General features: G+C 41.8%; 27 protein-coding genes. 6 read left to right on the top strand and 21 right to left on the bottom strand.

Annotation, left to right across the window (positions count from 1 at the left end; genetic code table 11):
* Positions 1–83 precede the first annotated feature (83 nt).
* The 21 genes from HMPREF1504_RS01490 to HMPREF1504_RS01390 form a co-directional block, all read right to left on the bottom strand.
* Positions 84–446 carry a P-II family nitrogen regulator gene (locus HMPREF1504_RS01490; RefSeq protein WP_005375366.1) on the bottom strand — a complete coding sequence of 121 codons (363 nt, stop codon included), beginning with the start codon at positions 444–446 and terminating at the stop codon, positions 84–86.
* Positions 447–518: 72 nt separating this feature from the next.
* The gene (locus HMPREF1504_RS01485; protein ID WP_005381549.1) at positions 519–1,793 is read right to left on the bottom strand and encodes an ammonium transporter; all 1,275 of its coding nucleotides are present in this window, start codon (positions 1,791–1,793) and stop codon (positions 519–521) included.
* Positions 1,794–2,035: 242 nt separating this feature from the next.
* Positions 2,036–3,868: a carbon starvation protein A gene (locus tag HMPREF1504_RS01480; RefSeq protein WP_005381399.1), complete on the bottom strand. Its 1,833-nt coding sequence runs from the start codon at positions 3,866–3,868 to the stop codon at positions 2,036–2,038.
* A 196-nt stretch (positions 3,869–4,064) separates the two neighbouring features.
* Complete coding sequence (hisH, locus tag HMPREF1504_RS01475; protein WP_038122819.1) at positions 4,065–4,676, bottom strand: imidazole glycerol phosphate synthase subunit HisH; 612 nt, start codon at positions 4,674–4,676, stop codon at positions 4,065–4,067.
* Between the two features lie 16 nt (positions 4,677–4,692).
* Positions 4,693–5,775: a histidinol-phosphate transaminase gene (gene hisC, locus HMPREF1504_RS01470; protein WP_038122816.1), complete on the bottom strand. Its 1,083-nt coding sequence runs from the start codon at positions 5,773–5,775 to the stop codon at positions 4,693–4,695.
* Positions 5,776–5,785: 10 nt separating this feature from the next.
* Positions 5,786–6,115, bottom strand: coding sequence for a phosphoribosyl-ATP diphosphatase (gene hisE / locus HMPREF1504_RS01465; protein ID WP_038122815.1), 330 nt, complete (start codon positions 6,113–6,115; stop codon positions 5,786–5,788).
* Between the two features lie 64 nt (positions 6,116–6,179).
* Positions 6,180–6,494, bottom strand: coding sequence for a phosphoribosyl-AMP cyclohydrolase (gene hisI / locus HMPREF1504_RS01460; RefSeq protein WP_005375309.1), 315 nt, complete (start codon positions 6,492–6,494; stop codon positions 6,180–6,182).
* 20 nt (positions 6,495–6,514) lie between these two features.
* Complete coding sequence (gene hisF, locus HMPREF1504_RS01455) at positions 6,515–7,273, bottom strand: imidazole glycerol phosphate synthase subunit HisF (protein WP_038122812.1); 759 nt, start codon at positions 7,271–7,273, stop codon at positions 6,515–6,517.
* Complete coding sequence (gene hisA, locus HMPREF1504_RS01450) at positions 7,267–7,998, bottom strand: 1-(5-phosphoribosyl)-5-[(5-phosphoribosylamino)methylideneamino]imidazole-4-carboxamide isomerase (protein ID WP_038122809.1); 732 nt, start codon at positions 7,996–7,998, stop codon at positions 7,267–7,269. The genes hisF and hisA overlap by 7 nt, the downstream gene beginning before the upstream one ends.
* Positions 7,999–8,058: 60 nt before the next feature.
* Positions 8,059–8,658: an imidazoleglycerol-phosphate dehydratase HisB gene (gene hisB / locus HMPREF1504_RS01445; protein ID WP_005375466.1), complete on the bottom strand. Its 600-nt coding sequence runs from the start codon at positions 8,656–8,658 to the stop codon at positions 8,059–8,061.
* A gap of 51 nt (positions 8,659–8,709) precedes the next feature.
* On the bottom strand, positions 8,710–9,987 hold the full coding sequence (hisD, locus tag HMPREF1504_RS01440; protein WP_038122807.1) for a histidinol dehydrogenase: 1,278 nt from the start codon (positions 9,985–9,987) through the stop codon (positions 8,710–8,712).
* An 80-nt stretch (positions 9,988–10,067) separates the two neighbouring features.
* Entirely contained in the window at positions 10,068–11,672 is a 1,605-nt protein-coding gene (gene hisG, locus HMPREF1504_RS01435) for an ATP phosphoribosyltransferase (protein ID WP_038122806.1), read from the bottom strand.
* 305 nt (positions 11,673–11,977) lie between these two features.
* Complete coding sequence (gene hisJ / locus HMPREF1504_RS01430) at positions 11,978–12,844, bottom strand: histidinol-phosphatase HisJ (RefSeq protein ID WP_005384476.1); 867 nt, start codon at positions 12,842–12,844, stop codon at positions 11,978–11,980.
* A 76-nt stretch (positions 12,845–12,920) separates the two neighbouring features.
* A complete protein-coding gene (locus HMPREF1504_RS01425) occupies positions 12,921–13,421 on the bottom strand; it encodes a GNAT family N-acetyltransferase (RefSeq protein WP_038122804.1) in 501 nt (166 codons plus the stop codon).
* Between the two features lie 339 nt (positions 13,422–13,760).
* Complete coding sequence (locus tag HMPREF1504_RS01420) at positions 13,761–14,429, bottom strand: energy-coupling factor transporter transmembrane component T (protein WP_038122802.1); 669 nt, start codon at positions 14,427–14,429, stop codon at positions 13,761–13,763.
* Positions 14,430–14,438: 9 nt separating this feature from the next.
* A complete protein-coding gene (locus HMPREF1504_RS01415) occupies positions 14,439–15,248 on the bottom strand; it encodes an energy-coupling factor ABC transporter ATP-binding protein (RefSeq protein ID WP_038122800.1) in 810 nt (269 codons plus the stop codon).
* Positions 15,241–16,815: an energy-coupling factor ABC transporter ATP-binding protein gene (locus tag HMPREF1504_RS01410; protein ID WP_038122797.1), complete on the bottom strand. Its 1,575-nt coding sequence runs from the start codon at positions 16,813–16,815 to the stop codon at positions 15,241–15,243. Before HMPREF1504_RS01410 ends, HMPREF1504_RS01415 begins: the two co-directional genes overlap by 8 nt.
* 103 nt (positions 16,816–16,918) lie before the next feature.
* On the bottom strand, positions 16,919–17,227 hold the full coding sequence (locus HMPREF1504_RS01405; protein WP_038122793.1) for a MazG-like protein: 309 nt from the start codon (positions 17,225–17,227) through the stop codon (positions 16,919–16,921).
* A gap of 184 nt (positions 17,228–17,411) precedes the next feature.
* Positions 17,412–17,879 (bottom strand): hypothetical protein, encoded by a 468-nt coding sequence (locus HMPREF1504_RS01400; protein WP_005384467.1) that lies wholly within the window; start codon positions 17,877–17,879, stop codon positions 17,412–17,414.
* A gap of 190 nt (positions 17,880–18,069) precedes the next feature.
* On the bottom strand, positions 18,070–18,390 hold the full coding sequence (locus HMPREF1504_RS01395; protein ID WP_038122792.1) for a type II toxin-antitoxin system RelE/ParE family toxin: 321 nt from the start codon (positions 18,388–18,390) through the stop codon (positions 18,070–18,072).
* A 2-nt stretch (positions 18,391–18,392) separates the two neighbouring features.
* A complete protein-coding gene (locus tag HMPREF1504_RS01390; RefSeq protein WP_005381552.1) occupies positions 18,393–18,638 on the bottom strand; it encodes a type II toxin-antitoxin system prevent-host-death family antitoxin in 246 nt (81 codons plus the stop codon).
* Between the two features lie 213 nt (positions 18,639–18,851).
* Here HMPREF1504_RS01390 and HMPREF1504_RS01385 point away from each other — a divergent pair, with 213 nt between their 5' ends.
* From HMPREF1504_RS01385 to HMPREF1504_RS01360, 6 genes are all read left to right on the top strand, one after another.
* Entirely contained in the window at positions 18,852–19,508 is a 657-nt protein-coding gene (locus tag HMPREF1504_RS01385) for an NAD(P)H-binding protein (protein ID WP_038122790.1), read from the top strand.
* Positions 19,509–19,532: 24 nt separating this feature from the next.
* Positions 19,533–19,709, top strand: a complete 177-nt coding sequence (locus tag HMPREF1504_RS01380) for a hypothetical protein (RefSeq protein WP_038122788.1) — start codon at positions 19,533–19,535, stop codon at positions 19,707–19,709.
* Between the two features lie 186 nt (positions 19,710–19,895).
* The gene (gene rbsK / locus HMPREF1504_RS01375; RefSeq protein WP_038122787.1) at positions 19,896–20,783 is read left to right on the top strand and encodes a ribokinase; all 888 of its coding nucleotides are present in this window, start codon (positions 19,896–19,898) and stop codon (positions 20,781–20,783) included.
* 204 nt (positions 20,784–20,987) lie between these two features.
* Positions 20,988–21,401: a D-ribose pyranase gene (gene rbsD / locus HMPREF1504_RS01370; RefSeq protein WP_038122835.1), complete on the top strand. Its 414-nt coding sequence runs from the start codon at positions 20,988–20,990 to the stop codon at positions 21,399–21,401.
* Positions 21,402–21,446: 45 nt separating this feature from the next.
* Positions 21,447–22,928 (top strand): sugar ABC transporter ATP-binding protein, encoded by a 1,482-nt coding sequence (locus tag HMPREF1504_RS01365; RefSeq protein ID WP_038122786.1) that lies wholly within the window; start codon positions 21,447–21,449, stop codon positions 22,926–22,928.
* Complete coding sequence (locus HMPREF1504_RS01360) at positions 22,928–23,863, top strand: ABC transporter permease (RefSeq protein ID WP_038122784.1); 936 nt, start codon at positions 22,928–22,930, stop codon at positions 23,861–23,863. Before HMPREF1504_RS01365 ends, HMPREF1504_RS01360 begins: the two co-directional genes overlap by 1 nt.

Below are 23,863 nucleotides of genomic sequence, written 5' to 3'. Positions count from 1 at the left end.
TGTATAAACACAAAGAGCTGCTACACACCAAGGTATGTAGCAGCTCGCGTATTACATATATGATTAATTAAATATATGATTAATTAAGCTTCATCATCAGTAACGGCCTTCGTACCGCGCGTACCGGTTCTAATCCGCATAGAATCTTCTACATCGTACACGAAAATCTTACCGTCTCCTACCTCGCCAGTTTGCAAAGTATCGCGCGCCGTATCCATTACAAGATCAACAGGCACGTCACATACAACGGTTTCAACCTTCACCATTGGTACAAGATTGACCGCATACTCTTGCCCACGATAAACTTCTGTATGCCCTTTTTGCAATCCACAGCCAAATACTTGGGAGACCGTCATCCCTTGAATGCCAATGCGATTCAAGGCTTCTTTTAAATCTTCTAATTGCTCTGCCCGAGCAATGATATCTACTTTTTTCATCCGTTTCATAGTATCACCTCATCTACGTTTTCATTACATCTATTGTACCATCTGTGAAAGCTAGCTTTCACCATAAATACGTTATACCAAGGAATGTTGGTCAGAGGTAATAAAACGTCCACTGCTTTTAAATTCAGATTGATTATACGCACCTTCGCCGTGTTCACTAATGTCGATGCCCAAGGATTCGGCACTAATGCTAACACGCATGTCCATAAATAGACTAACAACCTTGAAGATAATAGTTGTGCCGATGATAGCAAGGGCAATGGCTACAACGAGAGAAATCAGTTGAGGAATGAGTAAGTTACCACCATAAAATAAACCATCAGCACCATCAGGATTTACACTGACCGTAGCAAATAGACCGGTAGCAATGGCACCCCACATACCACCTACACCGTGGATACCAAAAGCATCAAGAGAATCATCATAACCAAACTTGCTCTTTAACACAGCGACCGCTACATAGCAACAGATAGCACCAACGAAACCGATTGGTATGGCTGCTACAGGTGTTACAAATCCAGCTGCTGGCGTAATCGCAACAAGTCCGGATACGCCACCAGATACGGCACCCAACACGGTCGGTTTACCACGGTGATATCTTTCTACCAATACCCAACCAACGATGCCGATAGCAGCAGACATTTGAGTCGTCAACACCGCATTGGCCGCCAAAGGACCAGCCCCAAGAGCAGAACCGGCATTAAAGCCGAACCAACCGAACCATAACATGGCGCCACCGAGAACAGTCATTGGCAAATGATGCGGTAGCATTGGCATGCGCCCATAACCACGGCGTCGACCTAGGAGCAAACAAAGTACGAGGCCTGATACACCAGATAATACATGGATAACGAGACCACCAGCAAAGTCGAGGGCCCCAAGATTGGCGAGAAATCCACCGCCCCACACCCAATGGGCCATTGGATTATAAATTAATATAGACCAGATAATGGCAAATATCACAAATGGAGCAAAACGCATACGTCCCGTAATGGAACCGCTCATGATGGCTGGTGTGATGATAGCAAACATACATTGGAAGGCAATGAATGCCATTTCTGGAATATTCGCACCTTCCATAATACTATTCTCAGTCCCCATAAGGCCAATTTTATGCAGACTTCCGATGATACCATGTACATCATCACCAAAGATTAATGTATAGCCTATGAGCATAAATTCAACGGAGATAACACCAATTAGAAAGAAGCTCTGCATGATAGTGCTAAGTACGTTTTTACTACGCGCCATACCTCCATAAAATAAGGCAAGCCCTGGTGTCATGAAAAACACCATAGCAGCTGCTATGAGTACCCATGCTGTATTACCTGTATCGATACCTATCATAATAGACTCCTTTCATACAAAAAGCGCCTAGTCTCAGAATGTTCTGAAAACTAGGCGCCGTTACCTAACTATTTTATTATCGAGATGTATCTCTACTAACATCCTATAGCATATCTCTATATATGTCAATAAATTCTATAGACTATATAAAATGATAAGGTGTAATTAAATTTATATGAAAGCAAATAGAAAAACGCACCCACCAAGGCGAGTGCGTTTTCATGTAGTATAACAAATCAGATTTATGCTTTTACTTCTTTACCGTATTTTACAAGGCTTTCAGCTTCGATTTCAGTTTGTGTACGGTAGTCTTGAGGCATGCTAGATAAGCGAATCCAGCTACGTATAGCCTCTACTAATACGATGAGAATCATGAGGAACATAGCAGCACTGAACGCTACTAGAATCCATTTACCAGCAGGAACATAGCTGTAGAATACGTTTTCATAGTCTGCCGCAATGGCAACGATAGCCATAAGGATACAAGGAATACCTGTTACCCATGCATAGCGTTTGCGACCAAGACGCATGATAACTGTAGTACCTACGGCCAATGTCATAGTACCTAATAATTGGTTAGATACACCGAATAGAGGCCAGATAATACCGATGTTACCTTGTAGAACTAGGTAGCCCCACAATACGCATATAAGCGCTGCACAACCATATACACCAGGAGCCCAATGTTGGTCGTTGAATTTAGGATGGAAATGACCTAATAATTCTTGAAGCAAGTAACGACCTACACGAGTACCAGCATCAATCAAAGTCATAATAAACAATGCTTCGAACATAATACAGAAGTGATACCAGTAACCCATCAAGTGATCCATGTTAGGCAATCTGGAGAAGATATGAGCCATACCTACCGCAAGGGATACGGCGCCACCAGGACGGTGCATCAAGTCTTCGCCAACCATTGCAGACAAAGCTGGCAATTCATGAACTTGAAGACCTAATGCTTTGAAGGATTCAACAGTGGAGTTAATTGCGAAGTAATCATCTGGATGCAATGCAGTAGCTGCGATCAACGCCATCATAGCGATGAAGCCTTCTGTTAACATCGCACCATAACCGATAGGTAAAATTTCTTTTTCATTAGTAAGCATTTTTGGTGTTGTACCAGTTGCGATAACAGTATGGAAACCAGATAACGCACCACATGCAATAGTAATGAAGATGTAAGGGAATACAGAACCTTTCAATACAGGACCGCCGCCCCAGATATAAGGGGTAACAGCTGGCATTTGGATTTCAGGCATTACAATGATAATACCAAGAGCCAATGCGCCGATTGTACCGATTTTAAGGTATGTGGACAAGTAGTCACGAGGAGCAAGCAATAACCATACAGGTAATGCTGCTGCAAAGAAACCATATACTGCAAGCATGATTTCAATGGTTTGCAAATCATATGTAAACCAAGAAGCATATTCGCTAGCTGCTACGTTTGGACCATAGATAATAGCTGCGAAAATCAACGCTACACCGATAATAGTGGCTTCTTGAATTTTACCAGGACGCAACCATTTCAAATAAATACCAATGAAAATAGCGATTGGAATCGTAGCAAATACGGAGAAGAAACCCCAAGGAGAATTATGCAATGCGTTAGCTACTACTACAGCCATACCAGCAAGGGTAATGATCAATAAGAATAATGTAGCAAGCATCGCGCCAAAACCAGCAAATTTACTGATTTCTTCACGGGCAATATCCGCGATGGATTTACCATCATAGCGAACAGATGCGAACAAGATAACCATGTCATGTACGGCACCAGCGAGTACGGAACCAATTAGAATCCATAATGCACCAGGCAAATACCCGAACTGGGCTGCGATAACAGGACCTACGAGAGGGCCTGCACCAGCAATCGCTGCAAAGTGATGACCAAATGTTACCCATTTGTTTGTTGGCACGTAATCGTGACCATCATTGTGAACCATAGCTGGCGTTGGGCGATACTGATCGAGTGTGAGCACCTTGGCCGCTATGAAAGCCCCATAAAAGCGGTACGCTAAAATTAGAATACACGCGGAGGCTATAACTAAGTAAATACCATTCATAACCATAAAAACACCTCCTATGTACATGACATCGGAGGTGCCGAATAAATATTTCTAATAAAACTAGGTCTCCAATGCCACTGTAGCTTATAATTTGATGAGTACTTACATACTCATTGTATATCTAAACAAAAATATGTCAATTTACACTTTCTCATTCTAGATACTCATTATTCATTAAAAGCATATATCGAAGACTATTTTATTTTTTTAATATGATATTTCCAAACGTACGTAACAGATTAAGTCCAACAGATCCACTTTTTTCAGGGTGAAACTGCATGCCATACACATTCCCCTTCTCTACAATACCCGGTACCTTAATTCCATAATCTGCAGTTGTTGTAATATATTGAGAATCTGTCTCTACGTAATAAGAGTGTACAAAATATGTATATTTATCAGCTACATCAGAAAAAACGCTATCTTTACGGCATAGTGTATTTTGATTCCACCCCATATGAGGTACACGAAGGCCGAGGTTATTAGGAATAGCTTTCACAATGCCCGGTATAATGCCCAGCCCTGGTGTTGGACCATATTCTTCAGATTCGTCAAATAAAAGCTGCATTCCTAAACAAATACCGAGCAATGGTATATTGCGCTCCACCACCTCATGAATGACCTCGATAAGGCCGCGCTCACGAAGGACGGAAACAGCCGATGCATAGGCGCCAACACCTGGTAAAATCACACCATCAGCAGCCAAAATCGTCTCTCGATCAGCGGTCAACACCGCATCAAGTCCGATATGTTGTAATGCTTTTTGTACATTAAATGTATTGCCCGCATCATAATCAATTATGGCAATCATAGTGACATCCTTTCTTTTATTGGCGAGCCATATAGTCTTTCAAAATAGAGCGCATAATAGCACCGTCACTAGCAGTCGGCAATGTTACGCGCAACCAATTATCCCGTTGTCCCCGGCGCACTTGATAACCCTTAGCGAGCCATGCATCAGCGAGACCTTCCGCATTCGGTACGGACATAAAGATGAAATTAGCACCGCTTTTATAATACGTGCCACCGACTTCATCCAAGGTTTGTTCCCACAACACGCGTTCCGCTGCATTTTTCTCTACAGTGCTACGCAAAAATTCACAATCGCCGAATGCCGCCTCAGCAGCCACTTGGGACAATGTATTCAAGTTATATGGCAAGCGAATCGTTTGTATATAATTAGCTAATTCAGCGCTACTCATCATATAGCCAACACGGTAGTTCGCAAGGCCATAGGCCTTTGAGAATGTACGCATGATAAACACATTAGGGAATTCATCCAGCAATGCTCGTGCTGTTGGCACCTCTACGGAGGTTACAAAATCGATATACGCCTCATCGATGATAACTAACACATCTTTCGGCAATGTACTGATAAAGTTACGAATATCTTCAACAGATTCATAGGTTCCTGTTGGGTTGTTAGGATTACAAATCCATACGAGGCGCGTCGTATCATCTACAGCTTGACGCATCGCCTTAAAATCGTATTGCCCTGTTGCCTCAATACACGGAACCTCGCGGATAACAGCACCTTCTACAAGGCCATTAAGACCATATTCAGAGAATGCGGGCACGCTGATAACGATAGAATCACCGGCATTGATAAATGTTTTATTTACCATGGAAATCACTTCATCAAGGCCGACGCCAATAACAAGTTGATTTTCTACTACCTTCCAATAGTCCGCTAAGATACTTCGCAAGGATGATGCGTTGCCATCTGGATATAGATTGGCATCATTGTTCGTCACATAGTCTAGTACTGCGTCGCGCACCTTTGGCGATGTACCATAAGGGTTTTCATTGGCTGACAATCGCACAAGGCGCTCCACACCGAGGCGAGCTTTGACGGACTCTGCCGGTTCCTCTGGCACATAAGGCTTTAATTGGCCAATAATCTTCTTCATACTCTACTCCTTACAAATCTGTAATCGCTTTGCGTTCCTGTGTTTTGCTGATGACGCCTTCACGGCTTGCCAACTCTTCTAAGATGGCTTCGTAAGAAACGCCCTTTTCCACCAACAATACGAGCAAATGGTAGAGTACGTCTGCTGTTTCATACACTAGTTCTCGGGGATCTTCGTTCTTAGCGGCGATGACAACTTCTGTTGCTTCTTCGCCTACCTTTTTCAAGATTTTATCGAGTCCCTTATCGAACAAGTAATTTGTATAGGATCCTTCCTTTGGTGTTTCCTTGCGCCCCTTAATAATGGCGTATAATTCTTCTAATGTTTGTTGATTGGCCATTGTTCTTCTCCTTTGTGAAAGCTAACGCCTACGCGTCATCTCACATTATACTCCATATATTTCTCTACGCTTCTACATCGTTAAAAAAACAGCTCACAGCTCCCGTATGGCACGCAGGACCTTCTGCATTGACGAGAACCAGTAATGTATCGCCATCGCAATCGAGCTTCATATCCACCACATGTTGTACATTGCCACTTGTACCACCCTTATGCCATAGTTCTTGGCGCGAGCGAGACCAAAACCAAGTTTCCTTGGTTTCTAGTGTTTTGTGAAAGCTTTCTTCGTTCATCCACGCCACCATGAGCACTGCTTTTGTTGTATTATCTTGAACGACCGTCGGTAACAGGCCGCCACCTTTATTAAAGTCTGGTTTCATGTATGCTACAATCTCCTACCCTATCTAACAGCAATGCCCGCTGCTTTCAATTGTGATTTCAAATTGGGAATGCTGATGTCACCAAAATGGAATATAGATGCTGCTAATGCACCCGTAACGCCGGTCTCGGTAAAAACATCGATAAAATGCTGTACCGTACCAGCTCCACCGGAGGCGATAATCGGTACATCTACGACCTCTTCCAAGGCCTTATATAGTTTAATATCAAAGCCAAATTTGGTGCCATCCTTATCCATGCTTGTCACCAATAACTCACCAGCGCCACGGCTCACCGCTTCTTTAGCCCACGCTAGGGCTTCCCAATCGCTACGCTTACGACCGCCATGGGTATACACATACCATTTACCAGTCTCTGGATCAGTTTTTACATCAATAGCTACCACCATACATTGATTACCAAACTTTTGAGCGCCTTCACTGATGAGTTCTGGGCGCGCTAAAGCCGCTGAATTCAGCGATACCTTATCGGCGCCAGCTTTCAGCAATGCGCTCATATCGTCCACTGTTTTAATACCACCACCTACGGTGAGGGGCATGAACACATGTTTTGAAATATCTGTAACCACATCGCGCATCGTCGTACGTCGGTCTACTGTAGCCGTAATATCGAGGAATACGAGTTCATCTGCCCCCTGTTCCTCATAGGTAGCTGCAATATCGATGGGACTACCTACATCAACGAGATTTACAAAGTTAACACCTTTTTTTACGCGACCATTATCTACGTCTAAACAAGGAATAATCCGTTTTGCTAACATGATGTATTCTCCTTATTAAACGCAGCAATTTCTTCTAATGTAATAGTGCCTTCATATAGAGCCTTACCTACAATGCTGTCTACAACACCGCGTTTTTCAAGATTCTTAATATCCTCTAAATGGCGGACACCACCGGATGCAACAATACGGGCCGTAGGAAATTGTTCTTGTAAGGAACCCAATAAGTCTTCATTAGCACCTTGCATTGTGCCATCTCGATCCACATCGGTAACGATAAAATACTTCGCACCGGCTGCCACCATAGCACCGATAAGGTCGGTCATAGGCACATCAGATTGATCGAGCCAACCTTCTGCAGCAACCTTACCATTCTTACCGTCTACGCCGATAACGATGCGTTCTGGACCATATTCAGCGATAACCTGTTTCGTCAATTCAGGATTTTTAAGAGCTACGGAACCGAGAATAACGCGATTGACGCCCATTTCTAAATATAGGTCTACCGCATCTTTATCACGAATACCGCCACCGATTTCTAACACACCTGTAAATGAAGCGCGCACGCGTTTAACGATATCCACATTAACTGGTTTCCCCGCCTTTGCCCCATCTAAGTCGACGAGGTGCAAAGCGCCAACGCCAGCAGCCTCGTACTGAGATGCTTGGTCAACCGGATCTGGATTGATGATGGTTTCCTTTGCAAAATCCCCTTTATATAGGCGTACACTGCGACCATCTTGTAAATCTATAGCTGGAAAAATCATAGTATCTCCTCTATTCACGAGCCTTATGTGGCCCTGCTTTCACCATTCATAAGGGCTCTATTAAATCATACCCTTTGTAGAATTCACACCTTGAATGTCTGGGTTAATGGTAACCGCCTTACGCAATGCACGGCCCGTAGCCTTAAACATGCTTTCAATAATATGATGCGTATTGCGACCATATTCGTTGCGCACATGTAAATTCATGGCGCCACTCACAGCCAATGCTTGGAAGAAATCCTCTACCAATTCTGTTTCAAAATTACCCCCCAATACAGGAGTCGTAAACTCACCATTAAACACGAGGTATGGACGACCGCTAAGATCGATAACAACCTGTGTCAACGCTTCATCCATAGGCACCCACGCATCGCCATAACGCTCGATACCCGCCTTGTCACCTAGAGCCTGTGTCAATGCTTGCCCTAAGGTCAATGCAATATCCTCTACCGTATGATGCGCATCCACGTACGTATCGCCTACGGCTTTTACAGCAAGACCAAAACGGCCATGCTTAGCCAACAAATGGAGCATATGATCAAGAAAACCGATGCCTGTATCGACGTGAATGTCCTGATTTCCATCTAGGGTAAGTGTAATTGTAATATCTGTTTCGCCCGTTTTACGAGTTACCGTAGCTGACCGATTTGTTCTCATCATAGTATCCTCTTATCATTAAGGAAGCCCTTTAAGGCGTTCCCATCCATACAATTATTTTTCAAAGCGCACTTCAATAGCACGAGCATGTGCTTCAAGACCTTCTGTACGAGCCAAGGTAGTAATATCCTTCGCAACCTCTTGTAAGCGTTCACGGCTAAATTGAGTAAAGGAAATGCGTTTTACGAAATCGTACACACCAAGTGGGGACGAGAATTTTGCAGTACCACTCGTAGGTAATACGTGATTTGTACCGCCTACATAGTCGCCCAATGGTTCAGAGGCATATCTGCCAAGGAATACGGAACCTGCATTTTCTACCATGCTCATATATTCCATAGGGTCCGGTAATTGAATTTCCAAATGTTCTGGTGCTACTTCGTTCATCACGGTAAACATATCTTCTACGCTATCCATAACAGCAATATAGCTATTGTTTTCGATAGCTGGACGAGCAATGTTTTCACGAGGTAATTGTGAAAGTTGGCGTTCTACCTCATCAGATACGAGGTTAGCTAGTTTTTCACTATTGGTAACCATGATGGCACGAGCTCGTGGATCATGTTCTGCTTGAGATAATAAGTCCGCAGCAAGATGTACTGGATTAGCACTTTCATCAGCGATGACACCGATTTCACTAGGACCTGCAATCATGTCGATATCAACTTGACCAAATACTTGGCGCTTGGCAGTGGCCACATAAATATTACCAGGGCCTACAATTTTATCTACCTTTGGAATTTGTTCAGTACCATATGCAAGAGCCGCAACACCTTGAGCACCCCCCACTTGGTATACCGCATCAACACCAGCAAGTTTTGCAGCGCCTAGCACAGCAGGATTAATGCCATCTTTTTGAGGAGGTGTTACCATGATAATTTCCTTAACACCAGCGATTTTTGCAGGCAATGCAGTCATCATAATGGTAGATGGATATGCCGCTGTGCCACCTGGAACATAGAGACCAACACGAGCCAATGGCGTTACCTTTTGACCACGTGTAATGCCTGGTGTATCCATATCGACAAAGCCTTGTTCAATTTCACGGCTATGGAATTCAGTTATATTTTTCTTCGCTACCAATAAAGCGTGTTTCAAGTCTTCTGGTAAATTGTCCCATGCCGCATCGATGATAGATTGATCCACCTTGAAATCATCAAGCTTTACGCCATCGAATTTTTCAGAATATTCACGGAGTGCTGCATCGCCATTAGCACGCACATTTTCGATAATATCGTACACGCGGCGTTCAATTTCCATATCTGTTGTTTGTTGTGTATATTGGCGGACAATGCTAAGCATTGCATCAAGAGATTCTTTGTAAATTTTCATTGTATATCCTCATTTCAAACTATGTATATGAATACTTCTATTGTAAACGTTTCTCATCACATCGCAATAGCATAGGCAATCTATTTTTTATCAATAGCCGATTGTAATTGGTCAATCAACGCAAAGATGGTATTTCTTTTTTGTTTTAATGCCAATGGATTTGCCACAAGGCGCGTTGAGATTGGTTGGAGCCAATCATAGATTTTAAGATTATTTTCTCGTAGCGTTGTACCCGTTTCCGTAATATCTACAATGGCATCGGCCAGACCTACGAGGGGCGCCAATTCAACGGAACCTTCGATTTTAATGATTTCTACGTCTTGGGATCCGAAATATTGTTTTGTAATAGTTGGATATTTTGTACCAATCCGTTGACGACGGCCTTCCTTCGGATTGTACCCTTCTAAGGAGGCCAAGATAAATTGGCATTGGCCCGTTTTCAAATCTAGCATTTCATAAGATGTATTGTCTTGTTCATCCAGTACATCACTACCAACGATGCCTAAATCAACGACACCATTATTCAAATATGTCGTTACATCAGGGCCCTTCGCTAAGATAACCTCTACCGAATCCCCCAATGGGATAATCAACTTACGCGCTTTGTTGCGTAATGGTTCGCAGTCAATACCACAGGACTCTAAGAGTGGAATAAAATCCTTTTCAACGCGCCCCTTTGTCAAGGCGATGCGCAATTTGCCATTATCTTGAATGTTGCTTTCACCTTGCATAAGCACATCTGTAAGGACATCGATGTTGAAAGCCATACCAACGGATGGCATCGGTGTGCCATCAAATCCAGATAAGAGACCATCATAGCGACCACCGCTGACGATGTATTGAGATACGCCATCTACATAACCTCTAAAGGTAAGGCCTGTGTAATAGGATTGAAGTGGTTCTGTAGACACATCAATGCGAACTTGTTGGCCAGTCGCTTCAATTTGTCCCGCTAGGTCCATAAGGCTATCTAAAATACGTTGTGCCCCTGCAGGCAAGATGACTTGACTAAGCTCATTTTTAATATCATTTACAGTGCCGAATAAGCGAGGCCAAATCATAAGGAATGGATACAATGCATTATTTTTAAATTCGCTAATCAATTCGTTATAGCGTGGCAAATATTTTGTAAATAACGCATCGAGCAAATCTGTCCGTTCCCCATCGGTCAAGCCCAATGCATCGGTGATAGCACGGGAGAAACGAGCATCACCAATTTCTAATAATAAGGTATTATTGAGCTGTGATTCATTCACCTCTTTAATGATGGCAAAGCATTCTAGCTCGGCATCAATACCTTCATAGCCGACCATTTCGATACCACCTTGTGTAACTTGGTTAATATCGCCACGATGCTGTTTGTTTTTCATCAATACATCGCCAAGATAGTAGAACTTGCGAGGCAATTCAATATTCGTAGTCGCCAAAAAACGACCGATTGGCATGGTTAAATCGGGACGGATAACCACAGATGCATCAGAACTACCAAAGAATTCGTACATATGTTGACCACGGCCTAATGTATAACCATTAAACACATCTTTGTATTCTACAAGAGGTGTAGAAATTTTTGTATACTGACGATTGCGGCAAAGGCTAAGCAAATACTGACTCACATCATCCTTGCGCTCCGCTACAGCCCCTATATCATCACGAAAACCTGTAGGCAACTGTTTCTGTACCATGAGGATCATCCTTTCTATAAACCATGCTAATATTACTATTTAAAATATATAGATTCTTTTGGATTTTATCACTTTATCACGCTAAAGCATGAAATTATAATAATACTTATAGAAAAAAAAGTCAATAAAATATTCATATTTTACTACTTATACTGAAGTATAAATTACTAAAAAGAATGACCTAACACCCCGTAAGGGACATTAGGCCATTTCTCATTTTCTATTTTCTTGGAGATGAGCCTAACGCATTCCACAACGTTAATTGGCTCTTCTTACTTTTATTATATCATAATCACATAATATATCTAGTCCCAAACCTTTGCTACATCTGCTACACTATGCGCATCAGATCCTAGCACAAAGGGTACACCAATAATGGCAGCTATCCCTTGAATAAAACGACTCGGATACATCTCACCGCAATCAGGTTTAAAGAATCCACTCATATTATAGTCTAGTTCTCTACCTTGAACGCGCATAATATGTAATATATCGCTCACTAATTGAGCATTTCGTTTATCTAAATGGTGTTCAAAACCGAAATGGTGTTGGTATTTCTTAATTAAATCAAAATGACCGATTCGTTTTGGCGTATAGGCACCCAAATCAGCACGCACTGCTTGGCGAATGATACTAAAGTATTTATAGTACAATTCACTTTGATTAGAAATCCAAGGACCAAAGCCCTTTTCAAATTCCTCTGTATTATAGTCAACACAGTAGTATTTGCCACCTACGCCATCCATAAAGTGAACAGATAGAATATTATCGTCTGTCAATGGACCATAGCGATCAAGAAAGTCTTGAATGTCGCTTTCAAAACCAGGGATATAATCCACCTCAAAGCCAAGGGAAATATCGATATGCGTACCATAGGCACGTTGTAATTCACGTCCCAATTCAAGATAAGAATCCACTTGATTGAGTTTAAGAGACGCCGTATCATAAGCAACCTTGTCACCACCGTACTCTGCCTCAAAGGCCTTTGGCAACGGCGCATGCTCTGTTAAACACACCTTTTCGATGCGCAATTCAATGGCTTTTTCAATCATCAATGCCGTTCTATCACCGCTACCATGTGGACATAATTCAGTATGAAAATGACCATCTACCAATCGGCTACGATACGTACTATTGCCTATGAATTGCCGTTCTGCTTTCATATTTATCATAACTTACTTAACCCCTGTCTATGCGTAACATATAATCTGCAACCCCACGAATATATGAATGATTTAATATCTATTATTATACCAATAATGCGTAAGTTTCGGTATCCTGATATTTTCCATGTTTAAAACCAACTTCAGGGGTAAGTCCACAATAGGTAAAGCCGAATCGATTGTGTAATTTCGTGCTTTCTTCATTGCCTGCCGTAATAACAGATACTACATTATGAAGCATTGTATCTTCTTTAGCCATCTCTAAAATACGTTCCATCAACTGTGTTGCCACACCTTGTCCACGGTAATCTTGGTGAATATAAATAGATAATTCTACAGTACTTTTGAAAGCATCCTTTAATCGATATGGTGAAAGCGATGCATAGCCTACCACCACATCATCAATGATGCCTACAATAATAGGATGATGCTCATCGCTGTGAGCCTTATACCATTCATGCCACTCTTCTAATGTGCGTGGTTCGAGGTCTAAGGTAGCTACGCCGTGTTCGACCTCGTAGTTGTAAATAGTTAAACAAGCAAACACATCATCTTTTGCAATTGATCGAATTATTAATTCACTCATATATTCCTCTAAAACAATTTATATTATTATATAAATTATCAGTTTATGTCTATAAAATGATATAATAAAAGAACCTCCAGAAGAAAGGAGGTGTTATATTGGAGGCGTTATTTTGTACGCTTTGGGGTACCTTGCTTGCCCCTCTTATTGTAGCCTTAGTTGTAACTACCTATAACTATTGGCTCAACAATAAGACAAAAAAATAAGCAAGAAAAAGGACGAGCTGCAACTCGTCCTTTTTTGTTATATTGTAGGTAATTTTGTACGCTTTACTACCTATTTGTAGTATATCATAAATATATAACACTGACTAGTAATAGAAGATAGTCAATTATATCTCTATAATACTCCAAATAGAATAAGCGTAACTACAACTAACGCAACAATCACTATATAGTCTAATAGTTTAAGGCCTACGGATGCAGCAAAGCTATGTGTCTTGCCACCAAAGCCTCTAAGTTCCAAGGATAATGCCATCGTTTCAGAGCGGCCCAAGGATTTTAGCAGCAATGGTTGTATAACAGAGGCATAGGATTTCATGCGTTTAAAGATATTACCTTCTAAGGAAAGGCCTCGACAAGATTGAGCTTCTTGAACAGCCTTACTTTCACCAAGAAAATCTGGTACAAATCGGAGGGCTGCTGTAAACATAAATGCATATGCGTAAGGAATTTTGCATTGTGTTACAAGGGCCGCGGTTAAATCTTGTAATTTAGTCGTTGCCAAAAGTGCAATAAATACGAGTGTCATGGCAAGCATACGAAGACCAGATACAACGGCAGATACAACGTCCCCGCTACCTAAGTATTGAACAGCTCCTAGGAATACGGCGAACACAACTAAAGCAAACACCGCCTTGTATTGTTTCCATAATAAACCGGTCAACAACAATGCTACTAATTCTACGACAACCAATGCCATCAACGACATCCAGTCTCGCAAGAAGATGGCCCATATGGATACAGCGAGGGTCATCAAAATTTTTGTTAATGGTACTAATCGTTCCATGGTCCCCTCCTATTCTGCCAATTGCGCGATAAGGCGCGTCCGTAATTCATCCATCGATTTGCAGTAGCCTAGTCCTGGTACCGCTTGTGAAAGCTCTACACTTGGTGGTTTTGTGAGGCCAAGATCATGTAATTCATCGGTAGATTTCGAAAATAATTCTTCTGGTGTACCGTCAAAGGATACGGTGCGATGGCCCATGATGATGGCACGGGAACATTCAGAAGCCATGATTTCCATATCATGAGTAATCAATAAAATTGTAATACCTTCGTTGTTCAACTGACGGAGCAAGGCTAACAATTCTTTTGTTTCCTTACCATCTTGACCACTTGTAGGTTCATCGAGGATAAGAATTTTAGACTGCATAGCCAATGCAGATGCAATGGCAACACGTTGTTTTTCGCCACGGCGCAATGTAGGTGGATACTCATTGCGCAAATGACTAATACCGCAGCGTTCTAATACTTCGTCTACAATGTGTGTAACCTCATCTTTAGAACGACCTAAGGATTCAGGACCAAACGCCACCTCTGTAGCCACAGTAGGTCTAAACATTTGGCGATCTGGTTGTTGGAATACATACCCAATAAATTGGCCGCGTTTAGATGGTGGCATAGATGTAATATCCTTGCCGTTATAACGGATGTGGCCTTCAGCAGCCTTTTCGAGGCCTACTAAGAGACGGGTAATCGTCGTTTTACCACAACCATTTTTACCACCCACAGCAATAAATTCGCCTTCATGAATGGTAAAGTTTACATTTCTAAAAATATCTACGGTAGGCACATAGCCAAATCGTAAGTTTTCTACCTTAAGCATGTGCGCCACCTCCTGTGCTTTCACCTACATGATTACTATGTTGAACTTGGCTTTCACCAGCATCACTTGTATGTTCATAACGAGAACGGTCGATAGCCTTGGCCATTTCAATGTGATGAAGGCCCTTAATAGCTGATTCGATGCTAAGCCAAGGTTCATCACTATGGTAACCGGCCTTTTCCAATTCCATATACGTTGTAAATACGGATGGCAATGCTTCTACATAAATATCCTGGTTATACATATATTCCAATGTTGTAGCCACATCGTTATCGCATACGATTTCACCGTCCACCATAAGCGCCATGCGATTAGCATATGGCAATACAGCATGCAAATCATGGTCGATAACCACAACAGTGATACCATGATTGCGGTTCAAATCACTAACGAGGCGATATAGTTCGGCTGTCCCATCTGGGTCAAGAGAACTCGTTGGTTCATCGAGAACGAGGACAGATGGATTGGTTGCCAGCACGGAAGCAATCGCTAACCGTTGACGTTGACCGCCGGACAAGCTCGTAATTTTACGGTCTTCAAGGCCTTCAATACCAACTTGTTTAAACACCTCTGCACAACGAGCATCGATGGTTGCTCGATCGTAACCACGGTTTTCCATGGCAAAGGCTACTTCTTCGCGAACCGTCATCGTTACGAGTTGTGTATCATAATCGGCAAGAACAACGCCAACATGATTTGCTAACTCAGGAATCGATAATTGCGTTGTAGCCTTACCATCTACAAATACCATACCTTCTAGACGACCGCCATAGAATTTTGGCACCGCCCCAACCATGGCCATACAAAGCGTACTTTTACCACAACCGGCAGGACCTGTTACAACGAGGAAATCACCATCATGCACATCGAGGTTGATGTTCTTTAACGTAGGCGCAGTCGCCTTAGGATGGTAATAGTTCATATGCTCAATGGAAATCTTTGCATCCCGTTCTGGCGTAATAACGAGACCACTATGGTCGCTAGAAGCTTCGCTACCGGTAGGCAACATGCCTCGCTTAGCGAACATCTTTTGAGCCGGAATGTACAACACTGGTGTAATCGCTGCATTTACAGCCGCTACCACTAACACAAGAGGCCACATAGCATAAAGATATACATTATTAGGCAAGTTTGCAATTTGCCATAACAACGTAACAAAAATACCACCAGATACAACAGTCGTAAAGAATGAACCTACAATCGGCGTGATTTCAAAGGAACCAATTTTACCGATTTTCATAGATGTCATGGTACGAGAAATAAATGTTATCACCAATGCACCAGCTGGTTCGGATAACAAGTTACCATATGGGAAACCAGATTTTGATGTCAACACCTCAATCAAGGCCGCCACTAAACCAATGCCCAATGCTTGAGATACACTAGGTTTCGTCAACAAGATCGCTACACAGTACGCTGAAATCATCCAGTTTGGCGTAATCCCTGCAAAACTAGGACTCACCAAGTGCAAAATTGTACCTAACGCAAGCATTAAGGTGCTCACCGTTACCCATCTAAACTGTCCACCCTGGTCATGGGTGTACACGAGATCCTTTATCCGTTCCATAATAGCCTCTTTTCTAAAAATGAATATATAATCTATATTTTATCACTCTTCGAGGACTTTTGCACGCATGACGGTTAAAAGTAATATCTCAACTTGTATAAAATCACTTCAGATCTTTTAATCTTTCAGAGAGAAACGTTTCTACACATTCCTCAAAGCTTAGATCCATGCGTTCCGCAAGGATTGCTAACCACCATACACATTCGCCGATTTTAGATGGTAACAATTCTTTGTCTGCACTAGGCCAACGACCTTGATTATCCATAGTCAATCGACCCACTAAGCCCGCATCAGTTAAGAATGCCAACGCATCTTCTTCTACCGACCAAACAGAACCATGTATCTCTTTTTCTAGTTCAAAATATTTATTTCTTATTTCTTTTGAAAGTAAGTTTACTTCTTTTAAATCCATGATGTCCTCCTAGAAAGATTTCTTAATACCCAAATCTAGTATAACCTGATTCGTCTTAATCTATTATCAATATATGCTAAATCAATTAAATAGCTAAAATCTAGATTTACCTGTTCTCTTGGTGTTAAAAATAGAATAAGAATGGCTTAATACCCAACTAAGAAATATTAAGTCATTCTCATTTTTATTTTCCTGAAGTTTTATCTTCGCTAGTTGTTTCAGCAACTTTCGCTCTAATATCTTTTGCCGCCCCTGCAGATTTTTCTTTAACGGTTTCAGTAATATCTTTTGCCGCATCCGCCGTTATATCTTTTACTTCTCTAGCCTTTTGTTTTAGCTCTTCAGCCTTTACCTTAAGGGTAGCTTCTAAATCTTTTGCCACATCTGCAGACTTTGCTTTTACCAATTCATTTACATCATGTGCTGCATCAGCAGATTTAGCTTTAACATCTGCTGTCTTTTCTTGAACTAATACCTTTACTTCTTGCGCTGCATCAGCGGATTTAGCCTTCACATCTTTTGCTTTTTCTTTAGCCAATATCTTTACTTCTTGTGCAGCATCAGCAGTTAAATCTTTTACAACACTAGCTTTAGACTTAGCTAATTCTTTTACATCCTTTACAGCATCTCCTAATTGATCTAAAAACTTCATGTTAATTCCCTCCAAATAATTTTGTAATGAATGCCTTTTCTCTTTCAATTACAGATTAAAATTAAATAAAATCTTACTTTTATATCATTAAATCACAATGCATTCAAATTATAAAGAGTGTTCACGCATCTTCATGTTACTATTAAAATCATTTTATAGCACCATCTATTAATGATAGTGCCTTTAAAAACTAATGTACTTCATTCAATAGTATTTTAAGATAATCACGTCTACTATTTAATATTCTATCAATATAAATAGTCCGATCTAAATAACGGTAAAAACTTAAATAATTATGACAAAGCAAATATCTATATTCAATTTTACTTCCCATGTTTATCAATAATCGCTGTCCCATTTCTGGAAAAGCTCTTAAAGAATCATTCGTAGTCACTATATCCGAAATAGTTTTCTTAGCTAACTCAATATCCCCGGTTTCTTCTTCTATAAAGGATTTTATTTTAAGCAAATCTTCTCGTGCTTTAGGTGCATAACTAATTTGATGATCCATAGTTAAATCCCCAATTCACTCTTTAGTTGCTCTGATGAAATCCACCCTTGTTCTTCACCAGATTTGCGACCGGTCTCTAAAGCGCCCATAAGTTTTATCGTAGCCATTACACGTTCATAGTCTTGAATATCCATAATTGCATATCGACCTCTACCATTTTTAGTTAAGAATACGGGACTATCTATAGCAACATCACGCAATACTTCAGAATAATTACGTAAATCTGAAATAGGTTTTATATTCGGCATACTATCACCTCCAAGAAACTTTAGTAATATAACACTCATTTTTCAAATGTCTTATTATTATTGTAGTTAAATTATCATGCAAATTCAACAATAAATTTTACAGCATTATATAAACGAATAAATTGTAACCTCACTATACATACCATTCTCACTTCCTCGTCACATAGTTATGATATAATGCATATATTAATTACGCCCACACAGGAGGTCTACATGTACAAATATATTACAATCTTAGGCGCTGCAGGCCAAATTGCACAACGCTTAACGGCGACGTTATTAACATATACAGATATGCACATCACATTATATGGACGTCAATTGAGCACACGCATTCATCCCGAAATATTAGAACACGAACAGATAACCGTTATCGAAGGATCCTTTCAAAATCCTAAAAAATTAGAGGAAGCCGTTAAGAATACAGAAGTCGTATTCCTTAGTGCCATGGAAACGGGCAGTGATATGGCAGCTATTGTGAAAGCACTTGCTCGCCAAAACATTCGTCGCATCATCGGCTTATCCATGGCTGGCTTATCTGGTGAATTTCCAACAGCTTTAGAAAAATTTACCTTCGATAGTCTACCAATTAGCTATGTACAAGGCGAACGTCAGGCGCGCAACGTATTACGAGAATCCAATCTGAACTACACGATTTTACGTCTACCTTGGCTCTATAACAATATGGAGAACACAAATTATGAATTAATCCCTGTAGGGGCTCCATTCAACGACGCACAAATTACACGAGAAGCTGTGGTAAAAGCCGTGTATGATATCCTACACGTTGAAGATGAAACGCCACTCAGCCGTGCCAGTATTGGTGTGGGTGAACCGGGTACACACTACGATAAACCATCGTTTTTATAAGCTACCATATATTAGGAGATATCTATGGGAAATTCAAATGATACAATCATCCTAGAAAGTAAAACATATAATAAATTAAAATCCCAGTTAGAAATATTAACCGCTCTAGTGGAAGGACAAAATGATATCATTCAAGGACGTACAACAACCATAGAGGAAACTTTTAATAGTATTGATAAAATGATACATCAATTAGACTAACCTAATATTAATATCCTTACGGTTTATAAAACTATAAAATTCATTCGGTATACATTTCTTACTTAAGAAAATGTATACCGATTTTTTATACCTATAATTTATGGTTATTTATGTAGATAAACAACGTTATTTACGCTATACTAATAACAGAATTAAGATACACTAATAAACAGGTAAGGAGATATCATGAATCGCATTGTTGTTATAGGTAGTTGCAACATGGATATTGTGGTCCTCGCGGATAAGCGTCCCGCAGCAGGCGAAACAATTATGGGCAACGAATTGCACATCGCTCACGGTGGCAAAGGTGCAAACCAAGCGGTTGCTGCCGCTCGCCTAGGCGCAGAGGTTACCATGGTAGGTTGCATCGGAGAAGATGCATACGGCCAAATGATTTTGGATAACCTCAAAGAAAATCATATCAATACAGACTACATCGTTACGGTTCCAAATACTACAACTGGCACAGCCCACATCACATTGGCTGAAGGTGACAATAGTATTATTGTTATTGCAGGTGCTAATGCTAAGGTGGACCAATCTGTCGTAGATAATGCTTGGTCTGCTATCGAACAAGCAGATCTTGTAATGGTACAAAACGAGATTCCTATTCCAACTATCGAATATATCGTTCGTCGTTGTCACAATGCTAATGTAAAGGTCCTCTTAAATCCGGCTCCAGCGGCGGACCTCAATCCTGAATGGTTAGAATTAGCAACCTATATCACGCCAAATGAACATGAGTTATCTGCCCTCTACCCTAACCAATCTACAGAGGAAACATTGTTAGCAAACGAAAACAAAATCATCGTTACTCTTGGCAGTAAAGGCGTGGGCTATGCCTACAACGGCGAAATCCACACCGTATCTGGTTTCAAGGTAGAACCAGTAGATACAACAGGCGCAGGCGATACCTTCAACAGTGCCTTTGCAACAGCTATCGTCAATGGTAAAAGCTTAGCCGACGCATTGCACTACGGTAACGCAGCTGCGGCCCTCTCCATCCAACGTTTAGGCGCCCAAGGTGGCATGCCTACGAAGGATGAGGTCGACGCATTCTTATCAGATAAATAGTGGGGAGCTGACTAGGACTTTAAAAGCTCCACCGGCCGGGTCTGACTACGGCCTACGGCCTTCGCAGGGCCAAAGTCGCTTTGAAAGTCCTAGTCAGCTCCAACAAACATTTACCTAATAACGAATACTTTCGACCTCTATATAATAAAAGGAACAATGAACGAGGCTTTAGCAGCCTCATTCATTGGAATGAAAGGAATTTATATGCAACGACACGGTATTTTAAATAGCCATATTGCTAAGGTGCTTGCTGATTTAGGTCACACAGATACAATTTGTATCTCCGACTGCGGATTGCCAGTACCCGAAGGAGTTCAAAAGATTGACTTAGCCTTAGATTTTGGTGTACCAAGCTTCGAGCAAGTGGTATCCATCATCGCTAAGCATATGAAATCCGAAGCGATTCATGTGGCAAAGGAAATTAAGGAAAATAATCCTGAAGCTTATGACTTCTTGGAGTCTACCTTCCCATCCAATCAATACGAATGGATTGAAACGAGCCATGAAGCTTTCAAAGAAGCAACAAAACAATGCAAATGCATTATTAGAACTGGTGAAGCATCTCCGTATGCGAACATTATCTTGCGTGCCGATTGTATTTTCAGCGATCGTCCCTAGAGCAATAGATTAAGATATACTTTCACCAATCATATAGGAGTAGTTATGGAAATTGTTATGTCAGGCATTGCAAAGGCATTTGGTACAAACCAAGTACTACGCGATGTAAGTATTACCCTCAAGGAGGGCGAGGTTCACGCCTTGATGGGCGAAAACGGCGCCGGCAAGTCCACCCTCATGAATATCCTTACGGGCATTCACAAGGCAGACGCTGGTAAAATCACCATCGATGGCGTAGAGCGCACCTTCCCGAACCCGAGAGAGGCCGAGCTAAACGGTGTGGCGTTCATCCACCAAGAGCTCAACATTTGGCCAAATCTAACATTGTTAGAAAATCTATATTTAATGAGACCGAAGCGCAATAAATTCGGTATGCTCGATAAAAAAGCGATGCTCGAAGAAGCACAAAATACGTGCCGCGAACTAGGTATCGAATTGCCGCTCACAACGGAAGCAGGTCTTTGCTCCGTCGGTCACCAACAGATGACGGAAATCCTTCGTATCTTGATGTTAGATGCCAAGGTTGTCATCATGGACGAGCCGACAGCAGCCCTCACAGAACGTGAAACGGCGACATTGTTCAAAATGATGCGCAAAATGAAAGCCCGTGGCGTGGCAATCGTATATATCTCTCACCGTATGGAAGAGGTATTTAGCGAATGCGATACCATCACGGTTATGCGTGATGGTCACACCATCATTACAAAACCAACTGCTGAGATTTCTGTAGATGAAGTGGTACGCCACATGGTAGGTCGTTCTATCGACGAGTTCTACCCTGCTCGTACAACTACACCAGGCGAAGTTGTGATGAGCGTCGATAACCTCAAACCAGAAGGTTTCGACAACGAAATCTCCTTTTCATTGCGCAAAGGCGAAATCCTCGGCGTAGCAGGCCTTATGGGCGCTGGCCGTACAGAAATCATGCGCGCTATCTTTGGTGTAGATAAACACAATGGCGGTACCGTAACAGTTAACGGATCCGTTCTCAATTGTAAAAAACCAGAAGATGCCATCAAAGCTGGCATTGCTTTCATCACAGAAAATAGAAAGAGCGAAGGCTTGATCCTCGATTTCTCCATCGGTTCCAATATTACATTGCCGAACCTTGGCGACATTTGTCCATCTCATGTGCTGGATAAGGGCAAGCTCAATTCCTTTGCTAACGAATTGTCTAAAAAGCTAGGCGTTAAAACACAATCTATTCACGAACCGGCATCGTCCCTATCTGGTGGTAACCAACAAAAGGTGGTTATCGCTAAATGGGTTGGTAAAAAGCCATCCATTATCATCATGGACGAACCGACACGCGGTATCGATATCGGTGCGAAACGTGATATTTATGATTTAATGAACGAATTAACGAACGATGGTGTGTCCATTATCATGGTGTCCTCTGAGTTACCTGAAGTGCTCGGCATGAGCGACCGCGTTATGGTCATTCATGAAGGTCGCGTAGCAGGTATCTTGGACCGCAGCGATGCAACACCAGAATCGATTATGACATTAGCCACAGGAGGACAATAATGGACAGCAAAGCTCTACAATATGTGAAAAAATTAGGCCCCCTCATCGGCCTCATCCTATTATTTATCATTATCTCTGTCATGAACGACAGTTTCCTTGAATTCTCTAACTTGCGTAACTTGTTACGCCAAGTATCCATCAATGCGATCATCGCCTTTGGTATGACCTTCGTTATCTTAACGGGCGGTATCGACTTATCTGTTGGTTCCATCCTTGCCCTCTCTAGTGCAGTAATGGCCAACCTCATCGTAACTGGTACTGACCCTGTATTGGCTATCGTATTAGCCGCCGGTGCAGGTCTTGTATTGGGCGGTATTAACGGTCTCGTTATTACTTATGGCCGCGTAGCTCCATTTATCGCTACCTTGGCGACCATGACAATCTACCGTGGTGCGACACTAGTATTCACAGACGGTAACCCAATCTCCGGTCTTACACAAGATCCTCTATTCCACGGCTTTGGCCAAGGGGATATTGCAGGCCTTCCAGTTCCAGCCATCACAATGTTCCTTGCTTTCATCATCCTCTGGTTCGTATTGAGCCGCACATCCTTAGGCCGTAAAACATACGCCGTAGGTGGTAGTGAAAAGGTTAGTTACATTGCTGGTATCAAGATTGACCGCGTTAAAATCTTCGTGTATGCCTTGACTGGTATGCTCTGTGGTATCGCTGGTGCAATCATCACTTCTCGTCTTAACTCTGCACAACCTACAGCAGGTGCAGGCTACGAACTTGACGCTATCGCAGCAGTAGTTCTTGGCGGTACAAGCCTTGCTGGTGGTCTTGGTCATATCGTTGGCACATTAATTGGTGCCCTAATTATCGGTACCCTCAACAACGGGTTAAATATTCTCGACGTTTCCAGTTTCTATCAACAAGTTGTAAAAGGTATTGTTATTTTACTGGCTGTTCTTGCAGACCGTAAGAAAGCCTAG

It is taken from the genome of Veillonella sp. ICM51a (assembly GCF_000524355.1).
In the GTDB taxonomy this organism is placed as follows: Bacteria; Bacillota; Negativicutes; order Veillonellales; family Veillonellaceae; genus Veillonella; species Veillonella atypica.
The sequence above is the reverse complement of the archived record's forward strand: the minus strand, read 5'-3'. Positions and strand labels throughout refer to the sequence as shown.